Origin of the sequence: Lacinutrix sp. MedPE-SW (genome assembly GCF_001874145.1) — a bacterium.
In the GTDB taxonomy this organism is placed as follows: domain Bacteria; phylum Bacteroidota; class Bacteroidia; order Flavobacteriales; family Flavobacteriaceae; genus Lacinutrix.
The window spans coordinates 58519-84414 of sequence record NZ_MPCX01000010.1; the positions used below are offsets into that span (position 1 = coordinate 58519).

Here is a 25896-nt window from a genome sequence, read left to right on the forward strand (position 1 = left end):
AATCATATTACTAGTCACGTATATTTCCGTAATTTTACCAAAAATTTAAATTTACAAAGTGGGAAGTAAAAATAAACTAAAGCGATTTAACGAAAACGAAACGTTTGCAAATGTATTTCAACCTAAACGCGAAGATTTAGTAGATGCAGTCTATAACATGAAAGGCAACTGGAATAAAGACTATTTTAAAAACTCAAATCCATTAGTGCTAGAATTAGGTTGTGGTAAAGGAGAATACTCTGTAAATCTTGCTAAAAAATATCCTAATAAAAATTTTATAGGAATCGATATAAAAGGTGCGCGTTTTTGGCGTGGAGCAAAAACAGCTATAGAAGAAAACTTACCCAATGTTGCATTTTTACGAACCCAAATTGAATTGGTAGATAAAGCTTTTGCAGAAAATGAAGTAGATGAAATTTGGATTACTTTCCCAGATCCTCAAATAAAATATAAGCGTACAAAACATAGAATGACAAATTCTGAATTTTTAAAACGCTATAAAAAAATATTAAAACCAGACGGTGTAATGAATTTAAAAACCGATAGTGAATTCATGCACGGTTATACTTTAGGTTTATTGCATGGAGAAGGTCACGAGGTGCTTTATGCAAACCATAACGTATATAAACAAGAAGGAAGTCCAGAAGAGGTTACAAGCATTCAAACACATTACGAAAGTATTTATCTAGAACAAGACAAAGCAATTACTTATATTAGATTCAAAATCAAGTAATTTTGGAAATAACAATTACATTTTCATTGGGTCTAATAATAGCACTAGTAGGCGTCATACCTCCAGGACTACTAAACATGACAGCTGCTAAAATAAGTATTAAAGACGGTTATAATAGAGCTTTAATGTTTTCTATTGGTGTTTGTGTTGTTGTTATTATACAAACACTCATCGCCTTGTTGTTTGCTAGTTATTTAAGTAATCACCCAAATATTACAAATATTTTACAACGTGTGGCATTTGTAATTTTTGTATTATTAACAATATATTTTTTTGTACTTGCCAATAAAGAAGAAAAACCAAAAGTAAAACCAATAACCAAAAGCAAAAAAGGACGCTTTTTTGAAGGTATTTTACTCTCTGGTTTAAATGTGTTTCCTATACCATATCAAGCCTATATGGGTACAACGCTAGCAACAGCAGGATTAATGACCTTAAATAAAACAAGTATAGCATCATATGTTTCTGGCGCAGCAACTGGTACATTTGTAATGCTTTATATATATATCTTTTTTTTTAAACGTATAAAAAGTAAAAAAATTAGATCTCAAAAAACAATAAATTATACCATAGGCTTTATAACTGGAATTATTTCAATATTTACATTTATAAACATTATTAGAGAATGGTAAGTATTTTATAACTAATAAATGAAACCCGAAACACTTAATTTTTTCGAAAAAGTTTATCAAGTAGCAAGGCAAATTCCATATGGTAAAGTTACTAGTTACGGTGCAATAGGAAATTATCTAGGAGCACCCAGAAGTGCTAGAATGGTTGGCTATGCAATGAATAGTTCATATAATAAAGATGTTCCTGCTCATCGGGTAGTTAATAAAAAAGGATTATTAACAGGAAAGCATCATTTTAATGGTACCAACCTCATGCAACAACTTTTAGAAAGTGAAGGTATAGTAATTAATAACAATCAAATACAAAATTTGCAAAGTGTATATTGGGACCCACAAAATGAATTATAAAGTTTATTAATTGCCCAATAGAAAATCTTCAAACTAACCACTTTATACTTCAATCTTTATATAGTATCTTTGCGTTTAGAATCAATCTGAATAAGATTTTAAAATCTTGATTAAGATTTAAAAAGGTAATTTAACCTTTATTCTCTTTTTTTAGTATTAAAAATAAAATATGAAAATTACAAAACAAGATATACTTAAAGCGCTAGAAACTATTACAGTACCTGGAGAAGGACAAAATATGGTAGAAAGTGGAGCGGTTAAAAATGTAGTTACTTTTGCAGATGAGATAATTGTAGATATAACAATTACAAACCCAGCATTACAAGCACGTAAAAAAACCGAAGTAGAAATACTAAAAGCAATACACGAAAAAGTTTACGAAAAAGCACAAGTAAAAGTAAACTTAAAAGTAGAAGCACCAGCAAAACCAGCAGCAAATGAAATAAAAGGAAAAACCATTCCTGGAATAAAAAACATTGTAGCAGTAGCCTCTGGAAAAGGTGGTGTTGGTAAATCTACAGTAACAGCAAATTTAGCAGTAACATTAGCTAAAATGGGCTTTAAAGTAGGCGTTTTAGATGCAGATATTTATGGGCCATCAATGCCAATAATGCTAGATGTAGAAATGGAAAGACCATTATCTGTAACCGTAGATGGAAAATCTAAAATGAAACCGGTAGAAAATTACGGTGTAAAAATATTATCAATAGGTTTCTTTACAAAGCCAGATCAAGCAGTAGTTTGGCGTGGGCCAATGGCAGCAAAAGCATTAAATCAAATGATTTTTGACGCGGCTTGGGGAGAGCTTGATTTCTTATTATTAGACCTACCGCCAGGAACAGGAGACATACATTTAAGTATCATGCAATCCTTACCAATAACAGGCGCAGTAGTAGTAAGTACACCACAAAATGTTGCGTTAGCAGATGCTAAAAAGGGAGTTGCAATGTTTCAACAAGAGAGTATTAATGTACCCGTTTTAGGTATAATAGAAAATATGGCATACTTTACACCAGAAGAGTTACCAGATAATAAATACTATATCTTTGGAAAAGAAGGCGCAAAAAATCTAGCACAAGATTTAAATGTTTCACTTTTAGGCGAAATTCCTTTAGTACAAAGTATTCGTGAAGCAGGAGATGTAGGTAGGCCAGCAGCATTACAAACAGCAACACCGCTAGAAAAAGCTTTTGAAAAATTAACACAAAATGTAGTGCAAGAAGTCGTTAATAGAAACGAGACATTACCAGAAACTGAAGCAATAAAAATTACAACAATGGCAGGATGTTCGGCCGTTAAAAAATAAAAGATGACAACAGAAGAAGTAAGACTAAACGTAGAAAAAGCATTAGAGGAAATTCGTCCTTTTTTGCAAAGTGATGGTGGTGATATTACACTACTATCAATAGAAAATGATAAGTTAGTTAAAGTTCAGTTGCAAGGCGCTTGTGTTGGTTGTAGTGTAAACCAGATGACCTTAAAATCTGGAGTAGAAATGACAATTAAAAAATATGCTCCACAAATAGAGCAAGTAATAAATATAGAGCGTTAAATTTGGGCGTGACCTAAAGGTCAGGCTTTCGGCAGTCGCTATCAAAGATGAGCTCCAACAATGCCTCAATCCTTCACGCTTAAACAAAAACATCATACTTAAAAATTTAAAACATGTTAGGTATTACTACCTCGACATTTTTTTACATAAAAAAAGAAAGGTAAAAACTCAAGATTTATACCTTCGAAATAATAAAAATGATAAAAACAGATATCCTAATAATTGGAGCAGGTCCAACAGGACTATTCACCGTTTTCGAAGCAGGTTTATTAAAACTAAAATGTCATTTAATAGATGCATTACCACAACCAGGTGGGCAATGCTCAGAAATATATCCTAAAAAACCTATTTACGATATTCCAGCTTATCCAGAAATTCTTGCAGGCGATTTAACACACAAATTAATGGAGCAGTGTAAGCAGTTTGAGCCAGGTTTTACCTTAGGAGAACGAGCAGATACTATAGAAAAACAAGAAGATGGAAGTTTTATAGTAACAACAAATAAAGGCACAAAACATCAAGCACCAGTTGTTGCAATTGCAGGAGGTTTAGGAAGTTTTGAGCCTAGAAAACCATTAATCCATAATATTGCAAGTTTCGAAGATAAAGGTGTAGAGTATATTATTAAAAACCCAGAAATTTATAGAAATAAAAAAGTTGTAATAGCTGGTGGTGGAGATTCTGCCTTAGATTGGAGTATATTTTTAAGCGATGTCGCAAAAGAAGTAACTTTAATTCACAGACGTAACGAATTTCGTGGTCATTTAGACTCTGTAGAAAAAGTACAAGAACTAAAAAACAAAGAAAAAATAAACTTAATCACTCCAGCCGAGGTTGTAGGTATACTTGGTGATAAAGAAGTAAAAGGTGTTGTTGTAAAACAAGCCGAACATATAGAAAAAGAATTTGAAATAGAGTGCGATCACTTTATACCACTATTTGGTTTATCTCCCAAATTAGGTCCTATAGCTAATTGGGGATTAGAAATAGAGAAAAACGCAATTAAGGTAGATAACAGTTTAGATTACCAAACAAATATTCCAGGAGTGTTTGCCATTGGAGATGTAAATACATATCCAGGTAAACTAAAATTAATACTTTGTGGTTTTCATGAGGCAACATTAATGTGCCAATCTGCATACAAAATTATAAATCCAGGAAAACGCTATGTTATGAAATATACAACAGTAGCAGGAGTAGATGGTTTTGATGGTACACGTAAAGAAGCACCAAAAGCCGTGGTAAAAAAAATAGAGTAATACTATATTAATTAGTAGATAAATATAAAGCATTGGAACAGGATATAAACATAAAAATTATAGATCGAGAAGGGAAAGCCCATGACGTTCAAGCGCCAACAGATATGGCAATGAATTTAATGGAAGTAGTACGTTCTTTCGAGCTTGCCGAAGAAGGTACAATTGGTGTTTGTGGCGGCATGGCTATGTGTGCGTCCTGCCAATGTTATGTGTTGAGTGATACAGAACTTCCAGAAATGCAAGATGACGAAGAAGCCATGTTATCTGAAGCCTTTTATGTAAAAGATAATTCTAGACTAGGTTGTCAAATTCATATTACTCCAGATTTAGAAGGTTTGGAAGTAGAATTGGCTCCTGAGTCCTAATAACAAAATTAAATAGCTTAATAATTATTAGGTTCTATAGTTTTCTAAAGCAGTTGGTCCTTCTAGTAATACGCGAACAATTTGTAAAGTTCCATTATCTGTAGTAGAAATCTGCCATTTAATTAAAGAAATGGCTCCGTTTTCAATTTCTAAACCAGTAATACTTCTTGGGTGAACACAACTACCATCATTAAAAAAAGCAATATCACCAGGTTCTGGAAAACGTGGTCTGTGTGTATGGCCAACAACAGTAATTAAATTGTTGTTTTCTATAATCCATTTCTTAGTACGGCGTTCTACTTTAATAAGTTCCTTGTAGTTTTTAGCAGGACTCGTTGGGTCTGCGATACCCATAACATTTAAAGGTTTCCAAAGTACCCTAACCATAAATCGGCTCCATTTCCAAAAAAGAAAATTCCACCAATCTGCTTGATGACCATGTGTTAAAAATAGTTCTTGTCCTGTTTGGCAATGTTTTAAAACTATAGCTTCTTCGTATTTTATATCTCCAAAGAGTTCAACATTTTCACCAACTTTAGGATCAAAATATGTAGATAAGTTTTTTTTTACATATTCTGGGTTTCGGTAAACCATGTCATGATTTCCCCAAATCATTTGTAAACGGTTACGCTTATGAAATTCTTTTAGTAAAAGAAAAACATTTTTATGTGCATGTAAAATAGAGTCGAAAGATAGGTTTTCCCAAAGTTCGTCACCATCTCCAAGTTCACAATAGGTAAAACCTTCTGCGTAATAATGTTTTAAAGCGTGAAAGTAGATGTTTCGGTTGTTTGCAAAATCGTCTGCAAAACTATTATCGCCACGGTGGCAATCGCTAAATAGTACTATTTTACTATCGTTATCAAAATCAACAATTTTAGCTTCTTTATAAGCACGATCTAATCTTTTTTTTGCTGAAAACATAAATGGAGTTTAAACGAAATTAGCGAAAATTCTTTACTTTATTTATTGTAAAACAATTAAAACATGCAAATAATGTATTGTGTAAAAGAATTATACAACTTCTGTTTTGTGAGGAGCTATTTCTGCTTCAATACTATTCCATAAATTAATTCTTACAATTAAAGCTTCTTTAGAAATTGCTATAACTTCTTCCCATTTTTTAGAGTTTTTACCGCAAAGTTCTTCTATCATTTTCATGGCCATTGGTCCATGCTCATCTTCATCTAATTCAATGTGTCTTTTAAAGTAATGTATAAGCTGGTTTAAATTTGTGTCTGGAAAATTTCTTTGTAGTTTATTTAAAATTTCAGTAAACATATTTGGTATTAATTCCTCTCTACCAAAAGTGAATGCTGCAGCTATTTCATGAGGTTTTTTATGTTTTATTGTGCTAAATGTAAAATTTAAAAAGCCTTTTAGTGCATTGTTTAAGTTACTATTTTTAATGGTTTCAATAATATCATTAGAGTTCGTGAGCTCTATTAAAAATGTGTCGATATTATTTGTAGAAGTAGAGCATTCGTCCATGGCATCCAAATACATCTCAAAATGACTTTTTCGCTCTCCTTTTAAATTTATATCTGTCTCTTCAGCAAGTACTATTTCGTTAATTAAATAACGTGTTTCGGCATTACCTACAGGTATCCATGGTAAGGTTGTGCATGTTAGTTTTTGTTGTAATGCTTTTAATAAAGACATAAAATCCCATACAGCAAAAACATGAGTTTTCAAAAAAACCGAAAGGTCATCAGTCGTTTCAATTTTTTTATATAAGCTATGGTTAATTAATTGTTGTCTTAGTGTAGAGAGTTCTTTATTTACTTGATCTATGTTCATTAATTTCTTTTTTACAAAAATAAAAAATGCGCTTCTATATAGAAACGCACTTTAATACTTTTTGGTTTTTTAACTATTACAAATATCTATTTCGTAGAAGTAAAATAATTAAATAACCCTTGTTTTATTTAAAGGCATTAAGGCCTGTAATATCTAAACCGGTGATTAGTAAATGTATATCATGTGTGCCTTCGTAGGTAATAACACTTTCAAGATTCATAGAGTGACGCATGATTGAGTATTCGCCGCTAATTCCCATACCACCAAGCATTTGTCTTGCTTCTCTAGCAATATTTATAGCCATTTCTACATTATTACGTTTTGCCATAGATATTTGTGCAGATGTTGCAGTACCATTTTCTCGCATAACACCTAAACGCCAAGCTAATAGTTGTGCCTTGGTAATTTCGGTAATCATCTCGGCTAATTTTTTTTGTTGTAATTGAAACTGGCCAATAGGTTTACCAAACTGCATGCGTTCTTTACTATAGCGTAAAGCAGTATCATAACAATCCATAGCAGCACCTATTGCTCCCCAAGCAATACCAAAACGAGCAGAATCTAAGCAACCTAAAGGCGCACCTAAACCAGATTTGTTTGGCAATAAGTTTTCTTTAGGGACTTTTACATTATCAAAAATAAGCTCACCAGTAGCACTTGCTCTTAGTGACCATTTGTTATGTGTTTCTGGCGTTGTAAAACCTTCCATGCCACGTTCTACAATAAGACCGTGAATTCTACCTTCTTCATTTTTAGCCCAAACAACAGCTACGTTACAAAACGGCGCATTACTAATCCACATTTTTGCACCATTTAAAAGATAATGATCTCCCATGTCTTTAAAGTTAGTAACCATAGCACCAGGATTAGAGCCATGATCTGGCTCTGTTAAACCAAAACTACCAATCCACTCACCACTAGCCAATTTTGGTAAATACTTATTGCGCTGCTCTTCGTTGCCATATTTCCAGATAGGATACATTACTAGTGAGCTTTGTACAGAGGCTGTACTTCGTACACCAGAATCTCCACGCTCAATTTCCTGCATAATTAAACCATAAGAAATCTGGTCTAAACCAGCGCCACCATATTCTTCTGGAATATAAGGTCCAAAAGCACCAATTTCTGCTAGACCGCTAATAATAGACTTTGGAAACTCTGCTTTTTGAGCAGCGTCTTCAATAATTGGAGAGACATCACGTTTTACCCATTCTCTAGCAGCATCACGTACTAGTTTATGTTCGTCTGTTAAAAGTTCATCAAGATTGTAATAATCTGGAGCTTCAAATAAATCTGGCTTCATATGTAAATTTTATTGCTCTAAATATGAGGAATTCTCAAAATAGAAGGCGTTATTTTATTAGTTTATCAAAAATAACTAAAAAGCTTACATTGCCCAATTTAAATATCACATTTTAAGATAAAATTCTTTTGTTAAATTTATATACTCTTTAGTGTAGTCGTGTCGAGTATTTTCAATAATAAGCTCATTAATTTCAATAGCGCTTTCGCGGAAAGACATCTCGATTAAAGAGCGCTTAATTTCAGAATTTAGTGTGCCTCGAACGCGAGTAATTTTGTTAGGCATTAAGTTTACAGCCGAAGCTAAAGCAATAAATTTATTTTCTTCCTTAAAAGGAATAACTGTACAAAAAGTACCGTCTTCCATTAATAATTTAGAAACACTAGCTACTAAATGCTCAAAAGGCATGGCGTCTTGAAAACGTGCTAAATCACGTTGTGTATTTTCTGTTTTATAATCTTCATTATAAAATGGAGGATTGCATATAATTAAATCGTACTTATCTTCAATCTCTTCGGTAAATTCAGCTAAATCTGCATGGTAGCAAAATAATCTATCGCTCCATGGTGAAGCTTCAAAATTTTCAACACATTGTTCGTATGCTCTTTCGTCTATTTCTAATGCATCTATAACTTCAGCATGACTACGTTGTGCTAGCATTAAAGATAAAATGCCTGTTCCAGCACCAATATCTAGCGTTGCAAAAGGTTGTTTGGTAATGGTTGTCCAAGCACCAAGTAAAACACCATCGGTTCCAATTTTCATGGCACATTGGTCTTGTTTTACTGTAAACTGTTTAAAATAAAAAGGTTTACTCATTATTCTTCAAGATACAAATCAATTAAACCTTCGGGAGTATTAACAAATATGGTTTTGTTTTGTTTATCTACTTTAGAAATAAATTCATCATTCATAGGTATTAGTATTTCAATACCATTTCTGTCTATTTCAAATAAAGATTGAGCAGTACTATCATTAACACCTTTAATGGAGCCTACAGTTCCAAAGTTTTTGTCTTCTACGGTAAAGCCAATAATTTCATGAAAGTAAAACTTATCGTCGTCTAGTTCTGGTAATGCAGAAAGCGGTAAATAGCATTCGCTTTTTATTAAAGCATCAGCATCTGCTTCTGTGTCTACGTCTTCAAATTTTACACGCAACAATTCACTTTTATGCAATTGAGAACTTTCTGTAAAAAAAGGTATTAAATTACCTCTAACATCTACAAATACGGCATCTAAGTTTTCGTATAAATCTGGTTCATCTGTATCCAGTTTTATTAACAACTCTCCTTTAAAACTGTATTTTTTTACAATTTTACCAAGAAAAAAACATTCGTCTTTAGTCATCGAAAAATTTTTGTTTCGTTTCCACTATTATGGAAATATATTAATAATTACTTAGGTCTTGTTTGTATTTAACCTAATAATAAATTTTAGTTTTTTGTAATAAAAAACTCCGATAAAAAATTATCGGAGTTTAAAAGTATAAAAAATTAATTTTCTATTCTTCTTCGTTTGTTGCTTCTGCTTCTTCAGCTGGAGCTTCTTCTTCAACAACTGGAGCGTTAGCTGCAATTCTTGCTTCGTTAGCTGCTTTTTCAGCTTCAAATGCTTTAGCTTTAGCATCTGCATCAGCTTTTGCTAAAGTGTCTTTTTTTGCATCTACTTTACCAGCTTTTTCTTCTAACCAAGCAGCGAATTTCTTCTCAGCTTGCTCTTCAGTTAAAGCACCTTTACGAACTCCACCAGCAAGGTGATTTTTAAGTAAGGCTCCTTTGTAAGATAATAATGCTTTGGCAGTATCTGTTGGTTGTGCACCATTCTGTAGCCATTTTACTGCTCCATCAACATCTAATTCAATAGTTGCTGGGTTAGTGTTTGGGTTGTAAGCACCTATTTTTTCTAGGTATTTACCATCTCTTTTCGCGCGAGCATCTGCTGCTACGATCCAGTAATAAGGTTTTCCTTTTTTACCGTGTCTTTGTAATCTGATTTTTACAGGCATAAAAATTAATTTGTGAGGTACGCGACCTCGATTATTAATAAGTGTGCAAAGATACAATATTTATTTATATATCAACTTTTTAAATTAAAACTATAACATTGTGATTTTTTATTTTATTTTTGGTTTCTTCAAACACTATAAACTATGAAAAAAATTATCGTTTTATTCCTTTTAACTTTTGCTTTTTTTAGCTGTGGCGAAGAAGTTGAATTTAACACTCCAACCTTTAGTGCTAAAAAAGATGGTAATATTTGGGAAGCGGTTAGCTACACTGCAAATTTAGATACTAATGGTGTGTTGACAATTGTAGCTTTTAATAATTTTGAAACGATAACTTTAGTTGCTTTTCCATCAGACGCTAGTTCATGTACAGGTGTTTTTCAAGATAATATAGGTAGTTGTTATGAGGTTGTAGAGAATGCATCTTTTGCAACTTTACTAGATGCCGATGAAGTTTTCTATTCAACAAGTAATGTTCCAGATGAAAGTATGCAAATTTATCCTCCGGCTGGTGTAATAAATTTAAGAGATTTAGATTTAGAAGCAGGTTTAGTTTCTGGAGAGTTTTATTTCAATGCATTTTCTAACTCAGGATTATCTGCAGTTAATTTTAATGAAGGCTTTTTTCATAATGTTCCTTTAATTGGAGCGGTAGTAGTAGAAGGAAACACAAATATTTCTTGTGATAGTGCAGAAAGTGCTGTTAACGCTACATCTATTACATATAATGCAACTCCAACAAATGATCCTCAATATGAGAACGCTTGTAATGCTTATAGAACAGCTCTATTAAATAAAATATCATCTTGCGGTGACCCAGGAGGTACTATTCAAGATATGGTTGATGCTTTAGATTGTACAGCAACAACTACTTTAACTACAAGTATAGAAGTAGAGGTAGATGGCACAGCCAGAGTTTTTAATGCTAATGAGAGTGTAACATTAATTGGTACAACAAAAACGGTTATAGTTGAAGATGCCGCAAATACAGACTACGTTCAATTTGATATAGAAGAAGGACAAACAGGAACAGACATTGTAACTAATTTTGTAATAAATATAAACGGTGTCAACCATGAGCCTATACCGGGAAATATGACTTTAGGTGAATTTACTACCACAATTACAACAAATTCAAACACGGCTATTCAAGGTACATTTTCAGGTGCTGTTAACGATTATAACGGTGGAGCAGATGTTGGTTTAGCAAATGGTGTGATAAATGTTAATTTGTAGGTAATTTTATAAAATAAAAAAAGAGCGCAGTCCTAAGGCTGCGCTCTTTTTTTTTTGGTTTTGTTAAAGACTCTTAAAAACGTTTAAATCACTCACAAAGTGTGTTAAACAACTTGACATCGCATCTAATTTCTACTATCTTTAAATTGTTGATGTGAAACAATACGCATCATTAAAAAAAGTATTGAAATTTAAAATGATAAAAGATATTATGAAGTATACCGAAGAAATTTCAAACAAATTAAACGAACTACTTGTAAAAAACTATGATGCCGAAAAAGGATACATAGATGCCTACCAAAATGTAGAAAGTAACGATTTAAAAATGTTTTTTAAACGAAGAGCTTCAGAAAGAAGTGAATTTGCAAAAGAATTAAGAACCGAAATCTTACAATACGGACAAATTCCTGAAGATTCTGGAACGTTTAAAGGCGCAATGCATAGAAATTGGATGAATTTAAAAAACACGTTTTCATCTAACAATGAAGAAGCAATTTTAGAAGAAGCAATTAGAGGTGAGGAATCAAGTCTTGAAGAATACAATACTATGATTACAGAAAAAAACTTACCGCCAACAATTGATAACTTGATTGCAAAACATAGAGACGCAATACAATCTGCAATTAATACAGAAAAAGCCAAATTAGAATTGGTAAGCTAAAATTTTTTATGAAAAAGAAATTTGCTAAAAAGTCAACTCGAAAGAGTTGGCTTTTTTGCTGTTTAAAAGCTTTTATTCTCTTAAAAAATAGGGTCTTTATAACTCTTGATAACTTTAACTTTTTAAACTCTCATTTTTATGTATTTTTATAGGCCAATAATTTCTCACAGCTTTTTTAGCAAAACACCTTAATAACAGCTATTTATGTATTTAATATTTGATACAGAAACAACCGGTTTACCAAAACGTTGGGATGCACCAATTACAGATACAGATAATTGGCCAAGATGTATCCAGATTGCATGGCAATTACATGATGCTATGGGAAACTGTATTGAGAGTGAAGATTATTTAGTAAAACCAGAAGGTTTTAATATACCTTATGATGCCGAAAAAATCCATGGTATTTCTACAGAGTTAGCCCAAGAACAAGGAGTTGAGTTAATCGAGGTTTTAGAGAAATTTAATATAGCTTTAAGTAAAACAAAATTTGTTGTAGGTCAAAATGTAAAGTTCGATCTCAATATAATGGGAGCAGAGTTTGTTCGCGAAGACATTGCAAATCAATTACAAGAACTACCAGTTTTAGACACCTGTACAGAGCACACAGCAAGTTTGTGCCAAATTCCTGGTGGTCGTGGCGGAAAATTTAAATTACCAACGTTAACAGAGTTACACCAATATTTATTTAATCAGCCATTTGCTGAAGCGCACAACGCAACTGCCGATGTTGAAGCAACAACACGTTGTTTTTTAGAATTAATAAGAAGGCAACAATACACCAAAACACAACTTGATGTACAGCCAGATTATTTCGAGAAGTTTTCAGAAGCTAATCCGCAACCTATTCAGTTAATTGGCTTAAAGCACATTAATTTAAAAAAGGAAAGTGCTAAAATTAATGCCAGACTACAAAAGGAACAATCAAGCGGTATTTCTTCTGAAGAAATAAAGGAAAATATTGCCGATTTACAAGCTGTAGATTTTGTGCATTTACACAACCACTCTCAGTTTTCGGTATTGCAGTCAACAATGAGTGTTGCAGATATTGTAGCTGTTGCAGCAGAGCATAATATGCCTGCAGTAGCACTAACAGATCATGCAAACATGATGGGAGCATTTCACTTTGTTAATGCAGTAAACAAACATAACAAAGCTGTTGAAGGTAAAATAAAACAAGCCGAAGCTGAAGGTAAAACAACAGATGCGAAAAAAATAAAACCAATTGTAGGTTGTGAGTTTTTTGTGTGTGAAAACCATTTAGATAAATCTAGAAAAGATAATGGTTACCAAATTGTATTAATTGCAAAAAATAAAAACGGTTACCATAACCTTGCAAAGCTATCATCGCATGCATTTACAGATGGATTTTATTATGTACCTAGAATAGATAAAAAACTAATTGAGCAATATAGAGAAGACTTAATTTGTTTAACAGGAAACCTTTACGGCGAAGTGCCAAGTAAGGTTTTAAATGTAGGAGAAAATCAAGCAGAAGAAGCCTTGATTTGGTGGAAAGAAACTTTTCAGGACGACTTGTACGTAGAGCTTATGCGCCACAATCAAGAGGATGAAAATCGTGTAAATCCAACCTTAATAAGTTTAGCAAAGAAGCATGATGTAAAGCTTGTTGCAACAAATAACACCTATTACGCAAAGCAAGAAGATGCTAATGCGCACGATATTTTATTGTGTGTAAAAGATGGCGAAAAGCAAGCAACACCAATAGGTCGTGGTCGCGGTTACCGTTATGGTTTACCTAACCAAGAATATTATTTCAAGTCGGCAGAAGCCATGAAAAACATCTTTAAAGATGTGCCAGACGCAATTATTAATATTCAGGAAGTAGTAGATAAAATTGAAGGTTTTCAATTAGCTCGTGATGTATTATTACCAGCCTTCGATATTCCTGAGGAATTTCAACATAAAGAAGATTTAGAAGATGGCGGCAAACGTGGAGAAAATGCATTTTTAAGGCATTTAACTTACGAAGGAGCTAAAAAAAGATATGGCGAAGAACTATCAGAAGAAGTAGTAGAGCGTTTAGATTTTGAGTTAAGCGTTATTGAAAAAACAGGATATCCTGGTTATTTCTTAATTGTAGAAGATTTTATTCGTGAAGCCCGAAATATGGATGTTTCTGTTGGTCCAGGTCGTGGATCTGCAGCAGGATCTGTAGTAGCTTATTGCCTTTGGATTACCAATATAGACCCAATGAAGTATAATTTACTTTTTGAGCGTTTTTTAAATCCAGATCGTGTAAGTATGCCAGATATTGATATTGATTTTGATGATGAAGGTCGAAGTCGTGTCATGGATTATGTAATAGAAAAATACGGTAGTAATCAAGTAGCGCAAATTATTACTTATGGTACAATGGCAGCAAAATCTTCAATTAGAGATACTGCCAGAGTTTTAGATTTACCTTTATTTGATGCCGATAGGATAGCGAAGCTTATTCCAACAATGTCTAAATTAGGTAAGATTTTTGGACTATCGGAAAAAGAATTAGGAAGCAAATTTAGAGCTGAAGATTTAGAGAAAATAAACGAGCTTTTAAACATCTCTGAAGGAGAAGACCTTCAAGCCGAAACCGTAAACATTGCAAGATCACTTGAAGGTTCTGTAAGAAATACAGGTATTCATGCTTGTGGTGTAATTATTACGCCAGACGATATTACAAAATTCGTTCCTGTCTCTGTAGCTAAAGATTCAGATTTATACGTCACACAATTTGATAACTCTGTTGTAGAAGATGCAGGATTATTAAAAATGGACTTTTTAGGATTAAAAACCTTAACCTTAATTAAAGATACGGTTAAGATTGTAAAAGCAAAACATGGCATCACGCTTGATCCAGAAAACTTTCCTTTAGATGATGAAGAAACTTATGCTTTATTCCAACGAGGAGAAACTGTTGGTGTATTCCAGTATGAATCTCCTGGAATGCAAAAACACCTTAAAGACTTAAAACCAACGGTTTTTGACGATTTAATTGCCATGAATGCACTATATCGACCAGGACCAATGGAATACATTCCAAGTTTTGTTCGTAGAAAACATGGTGATGAAGATATAGAGTACGATTTGCCAGCAATGGAAGAGTACTTAAAAGAAACATACGGTATTACAGTTTACCAAGAGCAAGTAATGTTGCTTTCGCAAAAACTAGCAGATTTTACTAAAGGTGAAGCCGATGTTTTACGTAAAGCAATGGGTAAAAAGCAAATTGCGGTACTAGATAAAATGAAACCAAAATTTATCGAGCAAGCAAGTGCTAAAGGTCACGATGCTAAAAAACTTGAGAAAATTTGGAAGGATTGGGAAGCTTTTGCAAGTTATGCCTTTAATAAATCGCACTCTACATGCTATGCTTGGATTGCTTACCAAACCGCTTATTTAAAAGCACATTATCCTGCAGAATATATGGCAGCAGTACTGTCTAATAACATGAACGATATTAAGCAGGTTACATTTTTCATGGAAGAGTGTAAACGTATGAAATTGCCTGTACTTGGTCCAGATGTTAACGAGAGTTATTATAAATTCTCTGTAAATAAAGACAATGCAGTACGTTTTGGAATGGGAGCCATTAAAGGAGTTGGTCATGGAGCAGTAATGACTATTGTAGAGAACCGTAAAAAAGACGGTCCATACAAGTCTATTTTTGATATTGCAAAACGAATAGATTTACGTGCAGCCAATAAAAAAGCTTTTGAAAATTTAGCGTTAGCTGGTGGTTTTGATTGTTTTACAGATACGCATCGTGCACAGTATTTTCATAAAGAAGGTAGCGATTTAACTTTTCTTGAAAAAGCCATTAAATATGGAGCAAAACATCAAGAAAACGAAAACTCTGCTCAGGTAAGTTTATTTGGTGGCGGTAGTGAAGTGCAAATAGCCGAACCAGAAGTGCCACCATGTGAAACTTGGGGAACTATGGAGAAGTTAGCACAAGAGCGTGAAGTTGTTGGTGTCTATATTTCTGGTCACCCATTAGATGATTTTAGAACCGAAATGAAAAACTTCTGTACAGGAACCATTGCTTATTTTAATGACCTTACACCACATGTAAATAAAGAAATTACTTTTGGAGGCGTAGTTACAGATGTTCAGCATCGTGTAAGTAAACAAGGTAAAGGTTGGGCGTTATTTACTATAGAAGATTATACAGATTCTTTTGAATTTAGAATTTTTGGAGAAGACTATTTAAAACATCGTCCATTTTTACTAAAAAACACTTTTGTACACGTAAAAACTTTTGTACGTGAAGGTTGGGTAAATAGAGATACTGGTAAAAAAAGTGACCCACGATTACAATTTAATAGTTTCCAATTGTTGCATGATGTTATGGATAAATACGTACGTAAATTATCTATACAATTAAATATTAAAGAATTAGAGTCAGAAAAAATTCAGAACTTAAAATCTTTAATTTCAATGCATCCAGGTAATCATATGCTTGATTTTGTTATTTATGATAATAGAGAACAGATAAAATTAGAAATGCCAAGTCGAAGGCAAAAGGTAAAAGTTTCTCAAGAGCTTTTAAGTGCATTAGATGAAGATCAAATTTATTATAAACTTAATTCTTAAAAATATAGGTTTTACAAGTGCAATAATAGTTACTTTGTTTAACCTAATTTTAGCGCAAAGGATTGATGCGGCATCCTTTTTTGTCATTGAAACAAAAAAGATATAGCGGAGCCTAGTTTATGCGCCCAAATAAAATAAACCTAATCAATGCAGCTATAAGTTAAACAAATTGTAAGAGTGTAAGGTTTCGGTTTTTTTTTGACTAAGTTTGTATATTAATAAGAAGTAACATTCAATAAAAAAATAAATATCATGGCATTAGAAATCACAGATGCAAATTTTGAAGAAACAGTATTAAAAAGCGACAAACCAGTTATGGTAGACTTTTGGGCTGCTTGGTGTGGACCTTGTAGAATGGTTGGGCCAATTATTGACCAAATTAGTGAAGAGTACGACGGTAAAGCTATTGTTGGAAAGGTTGATGTTGATGCAAACCAAGAATTTGCAGCTAAGTATGGTGTAAGAAATATACCTACAGTTTTGGTCTTTCAAAATGGAGAAGTAGTTGGTAGACAAGTTGGAGTAGCACCAAAAAATGCTTACTCTGAAGCTATTGACGCACTACTATAGAAATATATTTTCATAAAGAATTGATAAAGGTTTGTTGTTATGGCAAACCTTTTTTTTATTTTAGTAAAAAAGTAAATTACAATGAGTAAGACAACAAAAGCGCAAGACGCAATAGATAGTAAACTATTAGACGAAAGAAAGGTTTTTCTTTGGGGAATGGTAGACGATAAAAGTGCTAAGCATGTTATAGATAGACTTCTGTATTTAGATAGCTTAGAAACTAAAGATATTACATTATACATTAACAGTCCTGGAGGTTATGTAACATCTGGTTTTGCAATGTATGATACAATAAAATCATTAAAAAGTGATGTTTCTACAGTGTGTACTGGTTTAGCTGCTTCTATGGGTTCTATATTATTATCTGTAGGTACAAAAGGTAAACGTTTTATACAGCCTCATGCACGTGTTATGATACATCAGCCAAGTGGTGGTGCACGTGGTCAAGCTAGTGACATAGAAATTACAGCTCAGGAAATTTTAAAAACAAAAGAACTTAGTGCTAAGATTTTAGCAGAAAACTGTGGTCAGGATTTTGAGAAAGTAATGAAAGATTTTAATCGTGACCATTGGATGGGAGCAGAAGAGTCTAAAGATTACGGTATTGTAGATGGTATTTTAGATTAAAAATATTAAGAGTAGAGAAAAGAGATTAGAGATTTAATTCTATTCTCTTTTTTTATGTAAAATAAATTAAAGAAATTCTTGCCTTTGCAGGAACAAGATGAATTTACAAGACGAATTAAATAAAGCTGGCGGATTTAAAAACTTAGAGCACTTGGCAAGACAGGTTGTTGAAGGTTTCATTTCTGGCATGCATAAAAGTCCGTTTCATGGATTTTCGGCAGAGTTTGCTGAACATAAAATCTATAATCCTGGTGAAAGTACACGTCATATAGATTGGAAGCTTTTTGCAAAAACAGATAAACTTTATACCAAGCGTTATGATGACGAAACAAATTTACGTTGCCACATTATATTAGATAATAGTAGCTCTATGCATTATCCCGATAGGTCTAATTTTGGGATAGATAATTTAAATAAAATTGCATTTTCGGCTTTGGCATCTGCTTCTTTAATGCACATTTTAAAAAAACAACGTGATGCTGTGGGATTAAGTATCTATAGTGATGCTTACGATTTCTATGCAAGTGAAAAAGGAAGTGAACGCCATCACCAAATGCTTTTAGCGCAATTGAGTAATACGGTTTTAAGTAAGCCTAAAAATAAGCAAACGGAAACTTACCAGTATCTGCATCAAATTGCCGAGAAAATTCATAGGCGTTCGCTAATTTTTGTGTTTACAGATATGTTTCAAACCTCTACAGATGAGGTTAAGCTTTTTGATGCACTTCGTCATTTAAAACATAATAAACATGAAGTTGTATTGTTTCATGTATTTGATAAGAGTAAAGAATTAGTTTTTGACTTTAATAATAAGCCAAAACGATTTGTAGATGTAGAAACAGGAGAACATATTAATTTATATAGTGAACAGGTAAAAGATAATTATGAGGCTTTAGTTAGTGATTACTTTAAAGATTTGCGAGTAAAATGTGGTCAAAACCGTATTAAGTATGTTGAGGCAGATATAAACAATAGTTTTGATGCAATCCTAACTAGCTATATGTTAGAGCGTCAAAAATTTATTTAAACTTTTTTTAAAAAAAAATCGCAAAAAGGTTTGCAGTATTAAAATAGCGGTGTATATTTGCCCTCGCAATATGCAACGGTCTGGTAGTTCAGTTGGTTAGAATGTCGCCCTGTCACGGCGAAGGTCGCGGGTTCGAGTCCCGTCCAGACCGCAAAATTGCTAAAAGCTTCAACAATGTTGAAGCTTTTTTTGGCAAAAAATTTAGTTGTGTTGTTTTGATGGGTGTAGTAGTCCATCAAGCTGGTAGAAAGCTAGTTAAATAGCTAAAACCGATGGAAAGCTTTCCTTTTTTCTCTCAAAATTTTGAGATAGAAAATTGGGATGCTTTTTTATTTTATCGTATTTTCTTCTTATTTTATACTTTATTGCTCAAAATATTAACATTTGTTAATCGGTTAATCCTTGATTTATGTATTTCGTCGATTATTTGAGCCGTTTATAGATGTTTCCAATATATTAGCCGCTCTTACTGAGTCCCTTAGCATTTCGATGCCTCTAAGTAAGAGCATTCCATTGAATAGACATTAAGTCTATGTTATTAATTTATGTGTGGTACTATGAATAATGGTAGCATTTTCTGTATTCATATTTTAACTAAAAAATTGAAAACAAAATAAATAAACATAAATTATGAAATCTCTTAAAATTACATTAGTAGCAATCTTCTCATTAATATTATTAACAGCTGTATTACCTTCTAGCGAAGCAGATGCAACTATAGTAATAGAAACACCCAATCACGAAATTAACAAGCCTTTAATAGATGCAACTGCCTTTGGTGATAAAAAGAAAAAAGTAGTACCATCTAACGGATAGATTTAAAAATAAAATTACAATAAATACAAACCTCATTAATAGCAAAAACATTATGAAAACTTTAAAAATTACATTAGTAGCAATCTTCTCATTAGTATTATTCACAGCAGTTCTACCATCTAACGATTCTAATTCTACAATAGTGATAGAAACACCAAATCACGAAATTAACAAGCCTCTAATAGATGCAACAGTATTTGGAGATAAGAAGAAAAAAGTAGTACCATCTAACGGATAGATTTTAAACAACAATATTTTACCCTCATTAATAGCAAAAACATTATGAAAACTTTAAAAATTACATTAGTAGCAATCTTCTCATTAGTATTATTTACAGCAGTTTTATCATCTAAAGATTCTAGTTCTACAATAGTGATAGAAACACCAAACCACGAAATAAATAAACCTTTATTAACTGCAACCGTTTTTGGAGACAAAAAGAAAAAGGTAATACCATCTAACGGATAATTTAATAAACATTTCTCGCAACATTACATCTTTAATAGCAATAACATTATGAAAACTTTAAAAATTACATTAGTAGCAATCTTCTCATTAGTATTATTTACAGCAGTTTTATCATCTAAAGATTCTAACTCTACAATAGTTATAGAAACACCAAACCACGAAATAAATAAACCTTTATTAACTGCAACCGTTTTTGGTGATAAAAAGAAAAAGGTAATACCATCTAACGGATAATTTAATAAACATTTCTCGCAACATTACATCTTTAATAGCAAAAACATAATGAAAACTTTAAAAATTACATTAGTAGCAATCTTCACAATAACATTATTTACTTCAGTTTTACCATCTAAAGATTCTAACTCTACAATAGTGATAGAAACACCAAATCACGAAATAAATAAACCTTTATTAACTGCAACCGTTTTTGGAGACAAAAAGAAAAAGGTAATACCATCTAATGGATAGTTTTTATGAAGAGGGAATTCTTTTCAATACAATCCCTTTTTTATATATTGTAATTGTAAATAATTTTATTAAAAATTATACTTTTATGAGATAAAGACTAGATATTGAAATTTTATAATAAACTAACTTCTTTTATATTAATTTTCTTTTGCTGTTTCTTACAAGCACAAGATGATAGTCTATACTCTAATATTTATAAATTTAGAGCGCTTGCTAAAGATCAATCATTGACATTTAATAAACGTTTTGAGTATGCTAAAAAAGCAATCTCACTCTCAAAACAAACAAAACAAGATACTACTGTACTGGCTAGTAATAGAATACTTTCGTATATATATTTATTAGAAGGTGTTGGAGACTCTATATATAAAATAAATAAAGAAAACTTAAGGTTATCTAAAAAATTAGATGATACTTTAAAAATGGCTTTTGCAACTAATAATATAGCCTATAGTTTTGAATTAACTAATAAACCAGATAGCGCATATTATTATTATTACCAAGCAGAAAAATATTATAGCCAACTTAATAGAAAATTAAATCAAATTGAAGTTTTGTATGCTATGGCAAGCATACAAGAAACAGAGCGAGACTTTATTGGGTCTGAGATTAATGCTATTGAAGCTATTAAAATTTTAAACGATTTAGAAGAAGATGAAGCAGTAGTAAACGAATGGCAATGGAATATTAATAATTTATTAGCAATAATCTCCAGTAGAATAGAACTCTATGATGAAGCAATTACTTACCATAACAAAGCTTTATCTTATACAAGAAATAAAGATGCAAACCCATATAACGCACTATTTTCTAAAATTAATATTGCCATACTTCAACGCAGAAAGAAAGATTTTGATAAGTCTATAGAAATATTTGAATCTCTATTAGAAGACCAAAAATTAAAATCTGTAGACCCATTATCCTATGTAACCGTTATTTCTAACTTAGCGTATGTAAAATTTTTAAAAGGAGATAAAAATTATAATCAAATAATAGAAAGGTTAAAGGAAGCTTTAAAAATAGCTAATGATGAAGATGATGAAATAGAAATATCTGGAGTAAGTAAATTTCTTTCAGAAGTTTATTTAAAAGCTAATATAAAAGATTCGGCTTTATATTATTCAAATCAATCTTTAAAAGTTGCAAAACAAATAAATGCAAATCAAACAATTTTAGATGCATTACTATTAAAATCTAAAATTGAAACAGGTAAAAAATCTAATTCAAGCTTATTTCAATATATAAAACTAAGTGACAGTTTAGTATTAGCAGAACGTTCTATAAGTAATAAATTTGCTAGAATTTATCATGAAACAGATGTTATAAAAAGAGAAAAAGAAGCTGTTTCTAGGCAAAACATGTGGCTTTTAATAACAACAATTGGTTTACTAATTTTAGTTTTATTTATATACATAATTAAAACACAGCGAGAAAAAAACAAGGAATTACAACTCGCCAGGCAACAACAACAAGCAAATGAAGAAATTTATAACCTTATGTTATTGCAGCAAGATAAAATGGATGAAGCTAGAGCTCTAGAGAAAAAAAGAATTTCTCAAGAAATACATGATGGTATTTTAGGTAGACTATTTGGAGCACGATTAAGCTTAGATAGTTTAAACATGCTAAAAACCGATGATGCCATACAAAATAGAGAAAGTTATATAAACGAATTAAAAGATATAGAACAGGATATTAGAAAAGTATCTCACGAGTTAAATACAGATTTTATAGCTAATGCAAGTTTTGAAAGTTTAATAACTACTTTAGTAGAAACTCAATGCCTCGCGTACCAATTAACTTATAATCTAGCCTTAGACCACAAATTAAATTGGGATATTTTACCAAATAAAACTAAAATACATTTATATAGAATAATACAAGAATCGCTTCAAAATATTTATAAGCATGCAAATGCAAGTCTTGTAAGCATCTCTATAAAACAAAAAAAGAATTTAATATCTTTAACAATAAATGATGATGGAGTAGGATTTGATCTTGCGCGAAATAAAGAAGGAATTGGATTAAAAAACATGAAATCTAGAGTACAGCAAATTAATGGTGTATTTACTGTTAATACAGAAAAAAATAAAGGAACTAATATTAAAATAGATGTCCCAATCTAACTAATAAATTTTTTTAAAATGTTACCAAGAACAATAAGAATTTTAATGACAGATGATCACCCAATGATTTTAGAAGGGTATCAAATTACATTAAAAGCAACAAAAAAGGAAAACCAAACACTACTTATAGATACAGCAAATAACTGTGATGAGTCTATTGCTGAAATAAAAAAATCTATAGAAACCAATAATCCGTTTGATGTATATTTTTTTGATATAAGTATTCCAGAGTCAAGTGATGGTAAATATAAGTCTGGACTAGATTTGGCAAAATATGTATACGAACATTCTCCCAGTTCTAAAATTATAATTTTAACCATGTTTGACGAATCGTTTAGAATTCATAAAATTATAAACGAAATTAATCCAGAAGGTTTTTTAATAAAAAGCGATTTAACCTCGAGCGAATTATCAAGTGCATTTCAACGTATACTAAATAACGAAATTTTTTATAGTGGAACTGTAAATAGTATATTAAGTAAAACCTTACCAAGTAGGTTAGATGTAGATGGTATAAATCACGAAATATTATACCTTTTATCTAAAGGAACAAAAACAAAAGATTTGGTAAAACATTTTGACCTCTCGTTAAGTAGTGTAGAAAAACGTAAAAAAACCTTAAAACGAATGTTTTTGGTTGAAGATTTAAACGATGAAGCATTAATAAATGCTGCTCGAGAAAAGGGATTTATTAATTAATTTACTTAATAATAACCTTCTAAATGTTAAAGTTTTAAAAATTTTAAAAAAATAAAAATTTCCGTAACTACCACTAACACTGTAAAGTACGGTTTTTCCCGTAATCTAATTACGGTTTTTCCCGTAACACACAAAATAGCCTTTACTATATTTGTTTTATCAACAATCATTAACTTGATTCATTTCATTTTATGAAGGAATTTAGTTGGTAATAGCACATTTACACAAACCCTATAATTGTCATATAATTATAGGGTTTCTTCTTTTTTAAAATATCGCAGCTTTATATTCCCAAAAGACTTTAATATAAAAGCCAAAATAAATTATAGCAACAACAAACTTTATAAAAGTTCCGGTAATAAAACCTAAAAACGAACCAAAAGCAGCTTTAATAGCTGTTTTAGAATCTGCTTTATTAATTAGTTCTCCAATTAGTGCTCCAAAAAATGGACCTATAATTATACCAAATGGAATAGGAGAAAATAAACCCACGATTAATCCAATAGTGGTGCCAACCATGCCAGCTCTAGAGCCACCAAATTTTTTGGTACCAATAGCAGGTATTATATAGTCTAAAGCAAAGACAAAAAGCGCAATTGCTAAGGTAATTATTAAAAACTGAGTGTTTGTTGGTACAGCACTGGTTAAGTACAAAAATAGAAGTCCCAACCAACTCAATGGCGGACCAGGAAGTACAGGTAAAATACTACCAATTAAGCCTAAACATATAAATAACAAGCCTAGAAACGTAAGAAATATATCCATTATTTTTTTATCTATTAGACTCCGTTTTAAAAATAATGTTACAAATTTTAAACTAAAAAATTAGTTTAAACTAAAAAAATAGTTATATTTGAACTAAATATTTAGTTTTAAAAAGTATTAATATGAAACAACTTACAAAGGCAGAAGAAGATATAATGCAAGTTTTATGGCAATTAGAGAAAGCCAATGTAAAGCAAATAATTGAGCAATTACCACAGCCAAAACCAGCATATAACACAGTATCTACAATAGTTAGAATATTAGAAAGTAAAGGCTTTGTAGATTACGAAAAAAAAGGAAAAGGACATATTTACTTTCCTTTATTAAAAAAGCAAGAGTATAGTAACCAGTCATTAAATAAATTGGTAGACAACTATTTTCAAGGATCGTTTAAAAGTATGGTCTCATTTTTTGTTAAAAAAAATGACATAAATCTAAATGAATTGGAGTCTGTTTTAGAAGAAATTGAAAAACAAAAAAAATAATAAAAGATGCTATATTATATTTTACAAACCGTTGTTTTTCAGCTATTATTTTTAATGCTGTATGATGTTTTTTTTAAAAATGAAACATTCTTTAATTGTAATAGAATCTACTTGTTGTTTACTGCAGTTCTATCGTTAATTTTACCTTTCTTACAAATAAATAGCTTCAATAAAATAATACCGCAAGATTATGTTTTGAGCCTTCCAGAAATAATAATAGGTCAAAAAGAAATTGTTGCAGGAACTATTACAAAAACAGACTTAACAAAAGTGCCTTCTGGTTTCACATTCCATTGGGAACATATAATATATTTAGGTAGTGTAATAACATTAATACTATTTGTTTTTAAGCTATCTAGACTTATAATTCTAGTTTTTAAAAGCCCTAAAACTAAATTTAAACAAGCTTTTTTAATTCAGATTATAAATAGTAAAACAGCCTATTCTTTTTTCAATTATATATTTATTGGAGATAAAATTTATCCAGAAGAAAAACAAACAATTATAGCGCACGAGCTAGAACATGTAAAAGAAAAACATAGTATAGATTTGTTGTTTTTCGAAATTTTAAAAATCATTTTTTGGTTTAATCCTCTAATTTATTTGTATCAAAATAGAATTGCCAATTTACATGAATTTATAGCAGATTTTAAAGCTGTTAAGTCAAGTAATAAAACTTTTTATTATCAAAATTTGCTATCTCAGGTTTTCGATACTAAAAAAGTATCATTTATCAATCCATTTTTTAAACAATCATTAATCAAAAAACGAATCATTATGTTAAGTAAACAAAAATCAAAACAAAAAAACGTATTAAAGTATCTTTTATTAGTTCCAGTAATTTTTGGAATGTTATTATATACTTCTTGTGCTAATGAAGAAAAAACTACAAATGATGAATTATTAGATTCAAACTCTAAAAATGCTGTAGACGAAATAGTTGAAGAAGAAATTTTAGAAATAGAAGAGGTTGCCTCATTTTATGAAATAGACGAAGTGCCAAAATATCCAGGATGTGAAACTTTGACTACTAATGACGAATTGAGAAAATGTTTTTCAAATAATTTAAATAAAATTATTGCTAATAATTTTAACTCTTCTCTTGGTAAAACACTAGGTCTAGTTGGTTCACAAAAAATAGATGTTTCATTTACAATAAACAAATTAGGCAAAATAGAAAAGGTAAATGTAAAAGCACCGCACCCAGAATTAAAAGAAGAAGCAAAGCGTGTAATAGGTTTAATACCAAATGTTATTCCTGGAAAACAAAATGGCAAAGTGGTTAACGTCGCATTCTTTCTGCCTATAAAATTTGTAGTTAAAGAATAAAAAAGATGATTTTTATAATTTAAA

Annotated in this window: 29 protein-coding genes and 1 tRNA gene; 23 read left to right on the forward strand and 7 right to left on the reverse strand. The window is 31.2% G+C overall.

The features are described from left to right. Nucleotides 1-58 precede the first annotated feature (58 nt). From trmB to BM549_RS10355, 7 genes are all read left to right on the forward strand, one after another. Entirely contained in the window at nucleotides 59-733 is a 675-nt protein-coding gene (gene trmB / locus BM549_RS10325) for a tRNA (guanosine(46)-N7)-methyltransferase TrmB (RefSeq protein ID WP_290470194.1), read from the forward strand. Between the two features lie 2 nt (nucleotides 734-735). Beyond that, nucleotides 736-1365 carry a LysE family transporter gene (locus BM549_RS10330; RefSeq protein WP_290470195.1) on the forward strand — a complete coding sequence of 210 codons (630 nt, stop codon included), beginning with the start codon at nucleotides 736-738 and terminating at the stop codon, nucleotides 1363-1365. A gap of 18 nt (nucleotides 1366-1383) precedes the next feature. Next, the gene (locus BM549_RS10335; RefSeq protein ID WP_290470196.1) at nucleotides 1384-1713 is read left to right on the forward strand and encodes an MGMT family protein; all 330 of its coding nucleotides are present in this window, start codon (nucleotides 1384-1386) and stop codon (nucleotides 1711-1713) included. A gap of 169 nt (nucleotides 1714-1882) precedes the next feature. Continuing rightward, entirely contained in the window at nucleotides 1883-3019 is a 1137-nt protein-coding gene (locus tag BM549_RS10340) for an Mrp/NBP35 family ATP-binding protein (RefSeq protein WP_290470197.1), read from the forward strand. Between the two features lie 3 nt (nucleotides 3020-3022). Next, the gene (locus tag BM549_RS10345; protein ID WP_290470198.1) at nucleotides 3023-3265 is read left to right on the forward strand and encodes a NifU family protein; all 243 of its coding nucleotides are present in this window, start codon (nucleotides 3023-3025) and stop codon (nucleotides 3263-3265) included. Nucleotides 3266-3462: 197 nt separating this feature from the next. Further along, nucleotides 3463-4524, forward strand: coding sequence for an NAD(P)/FAD-dependent oxidoreductase (locus BM549_RS10350; protein WP_290470199.1), 1062 nt, complete (start codon nucleotides 3463-3465; stop codon nucleotides 4522-4524). A gap of 32 nt (nucleotides 4525-4556) precedes the next feature. Further along, nucleotides 4557-4889 (forward strand): 2Fe-2S iron-sulfur cluster-binding protein, encoded by a 333-nt coding sequence (locus BM549_RS10355; protein ID WP_290470200.1) that lies wholly within the window; start codon nucleotides 4557-4559, stop codon nucleotides 4887-4889. A gap of 27 nt (nucleotides 4890-4916) precedes the next feature. Here BM549_RS10355 and BM549_RS10360 read toward each other — a convergent pair whose 3' ends face one another. From BM549_RS10360 to BM549_RS10385, 6 genes are all read right to left on the reverse strand, one after another. Further along, nucleotides 4917-5813 (reverse strand): metallophosphoesterase family protein, encoded by an 897-nt coding sequence (locus BM549_RS10360; RefSeq protein ID WP_290470201.1) that lies wholly within the window; start codon nucleotides 5811-5813, stop codon nucleotides 4917-4919. 90 nt (nucleotides 5814-5903) lie between these two features. Further along, nucleotides 5904-6689: a DUF3050 domain-containing protein gene (locus BM549_RS10365; protein WP_290470202.1), complete on the reverse strand. Its 786-nt coding sequence runs from the start codon at nucleotides 6687-6689 to the stop codon at nucleotides 5904-5906. Between the two features lie 124 nt (nucleotides 6690-6813). After that, nucleotides 6814-7992 carry an acyl-CoA dehydrogenase family protein gene (locus tag BM549_RS10370; RefSeq protein WP_290470203.1) on the reverse strand — a complete coding sequence of 393 codons (1179 nt, stop codon included), beginning with the start codon at nucleotides 7990-7992 and terminating at the stop codon, nucleotides 6814-6816. Between the two features lie 105 nt (nucleotides 7993-8097). Continuing rightward, nucleotides 8098-8811 (reverse strand): methyltransferase, encoded by a 714-nt coding sequence (locus BM549_RS10375; protein ID WP_290470204.1) that lies wholly within the window; start codon nucleotides 8809-8811, stop codon nucleotides 8098-8100. Further along, complete coding sequence (rimM, locus tag BM549_RS10380; protein WP_290470205.1) at nucleotides 8811-9341, reverse strand: ribosome maturation factor RimM; 531 nt, start codon at nucleotides 9339-9341, stop codon at nucleotides 8811-8813. Before rimM ends, BM549_RS10375 begins: the two co-directional genes overlap by 1 nt. 154 nt (nucleotides 9342-9495) lie before the next feature. Continuing rightward, nucleotides 9496-9999: a 30S ribosomal protein S16 gene (locus tag BM549_RS10385; protein WP_290470206.1), complete on the reverse strand. Its 504-nt coding sequence runs from the start codon at nucleotides 9997-9999 to the stop codon at nucleotides 9496-9498. A 144-nt stretch (nucleotides 10000-10143) separates the two neighbouring features. Between BM549_RS10385 and BM549_RS10390 the strand changes: the two genes are divergently transcribed. The 14 genes from BM549_RS10390 (at nucleotide 10144) to BM549_RS10455 (ending at nucleotide 23293) form a co-directional block, all read left to right on the forward strand. Then, nucleotides 10144-11235, forward strand: a complete 1092-nt coding sequence (locus BM549_RS10390) for a DUF6252 family protein (RefSeq protein ID WP_290470207.1) — start codon at nucleotides 10144-10146, stop codon at nucleotides 11233-11235. Nucleotides 11236-11431: 196 nt separating this feature from the next. Continuing rightward, nucleotides 11432-11896, forward strand: coding sequence for a PA2169 family four-helix-bundle protein (locus tag BM549_RS10395; protein WP_290470208.1), 465 nt, complete (start codon nucleotides 11432-11434; stop codon nucleotides 11894-11896). A gap of 204 nt (nucleotides 11897-12100) precedes the next feature. Next, nucleotides 12101-16492 (forward strand): DNA polymerase III subunit alpha, encoded by a 4392-nt coding sequence (gene dnaE, locus BM549_RS10400; RefSeq protein ID WP_290470209.1) that lies wholly within the window; start codon nucleotides 12101-12103, stop codon nucleotides 16490-16492. A 252-nt stretch (nucleotides 16493-16744) separates the two neighbouring features. Continuing rightward, the gene (gene trxA, locus BM549_RS10405; RefSeq protein ID WP_290470210.1) at nucleotides 16745-17062 is read left to right on the forward strand and encodes a thioredoxin; all 318 of its coding nucleotides are present in this window, start codon (nucleotides 16745-16747) and stop codon (nucleotides 17060-17062) included. An 81-nt stretch (nucleotides 17063-17143) separates the two neighbouring features. Beyond that, nucleotides 17144-17689, forward strand: coding sequence for a ClpP family protease (locus BM549_RS10410; RefSeq protein WP_013869938.1), 546 nt, complete (start codon nucleotides 17144-17146; stop codon nucleotides 17687-17689). A 97-nt stretch (nucleotides 17690-17786) separates the two neighbouring features. Further along, the gene (locus tag BM549_RS10415) at nucleotides 17787-18716 is read left to right on the forward strand and encodes a DUF58 domain-containing protein (protein ID WP_290470211.1); all 930 of its coding nucleotides are present in this window, start codon (nucleotides 17787-17789) and stop codon (nucleotides 18714-18716) included. Between the two features lie 77 nt (nucleotides 18717-18793). Then, a tRNA-Asp gene (locus BM549_RS10420) sits at nucleotides 18794-18867 on the forward strand. 479 nt (nucleotides 18868-19346) lie between these two features. Continuing rightward, nucleotides 19347-19532 (forward strand): hypothetical protein, encoded by a 186-nt coding sequence (locus tag BM549_RS10425; RefSeq protein ID WP_290470212.1) that lies wholly within the window; start codon nucleotides 19347-19349, stop codon nucleotides 19530-19532. Nucleotides 19533-19584: 52 nt separating this feature from the next. Next, complete coding sequence (locus tag BM549_RS10430) at nucleotides 19585-19770, forward strand: hypothetical protein (RefSeq protein ID WP_290470213.1); 186 nt, start codon at nucleotides 19585-19587, stop codon at nucleotides 19768-19770. Between the two features lie 44 nt (nucleotides 19771-19814). Next, nucleotides 19815-20000 (forward strand): hypothetical protein, encoded by a 186-nt coding sequence (locus tag BM549_RS10435; protein ID WP_290470214.1) that lies wholly within the window; start codon nucleotides 19815-19817, stop codon nucleotides 19998-20000. Nucleotides 20001-20048: 48 nt separating this feature from the next. Further along, entirely contained in the window at nucleotides 20049-20234 is a 186-nt protein-coding gene (locus BM549_RS10440) for a hypothetical protein (RefSeq protein ID WP_290470215.1), read from the forward strand. Between the two features lie 48 nt (nucleotides 20235-20282). Continuing rightward, nucleotides 20283-20468: a hypothetical protein gene (locus tag BM549_RS10445; RefSeq protein WP_290470216.1), complete on the forward strand. Its 186-nt coding sequence runs from the start codon at nucleotides 20283-20285 to the stop codon at nucleotides 20466-20468. A 227-nt stretch (nucleotides 20469-20695) separates the two neighbouring features. Further along, a complete protein-coding gene (locus tag BM549_RS10450) occupies nucleotides 20696-22594 on the forward strand; it encodes a tetratricopeptide repeat-containing sensor histidine kinase (RefSeq protein ID WP_290470217.1) in 1899 nt (632 codons plus the stop codon). A gap of 18 nt (nucleotides 22595-22612) precedes the next feature. Next, on the forward strand, nucleotides 22613-23293 hold the full coding sequence (locus tag BM549_RS10455; RefSeq protein ID WP_290470218.1) for a response regulator: 681 nt from the start codon (nucleotides 22613-22615) through the stop codon (nucleotides 23291-23293). Nucleotides 23294-23560: 267 nt separating this feature from the next. Here BM549_RS10455 and BM549_RS10460 read toward each other — a convergent pair whose 3' ends face one another. Then, entirely contained in the window at nucleotides 23561-24058 is a 498-nt protein-coding gene (locus tag BM549_RS10460) for a DUF456 domain-containing protein (protein ID WP_290470219.1), read from the reverse strand. Nucleotides 24059-24180: 122 nt separating this feature from the next. Here BM549_RS10460 and BM549_RS10465 point away from each other — a divergent pair, with 122 nt between their 5' ends. Both BM549_RS10465 and BM549_RS10470 read left to right on the forward strand, forming a co-directional pair. Next, on the forward strand, nucleotides 24181-24543 hold the full coding sequence (locus tag BM549_RS10465) for a BlaI/MecI/CopY family transcriptional regulator (RefSeq protein ID WP_290470220.1): 363 nt from the start codon (nucleotides 24181-24183) through the stop codon (nucleotides 24541-24543). Nucleotides 24544-24549: 6 nt separating this feature from the next. Continuing rightward, entirely contained in the window at nucleotides 24550-25872 is a 1323-nt protein-coding gene (locus BM549_RS10470) for a M56 family metallopeptidase (RefSeq protein WP_290470221.1), read from the forward strand. The last annotated feature ends 24 nt before the right edge of the window (nucleotides 25873-25896 follow it).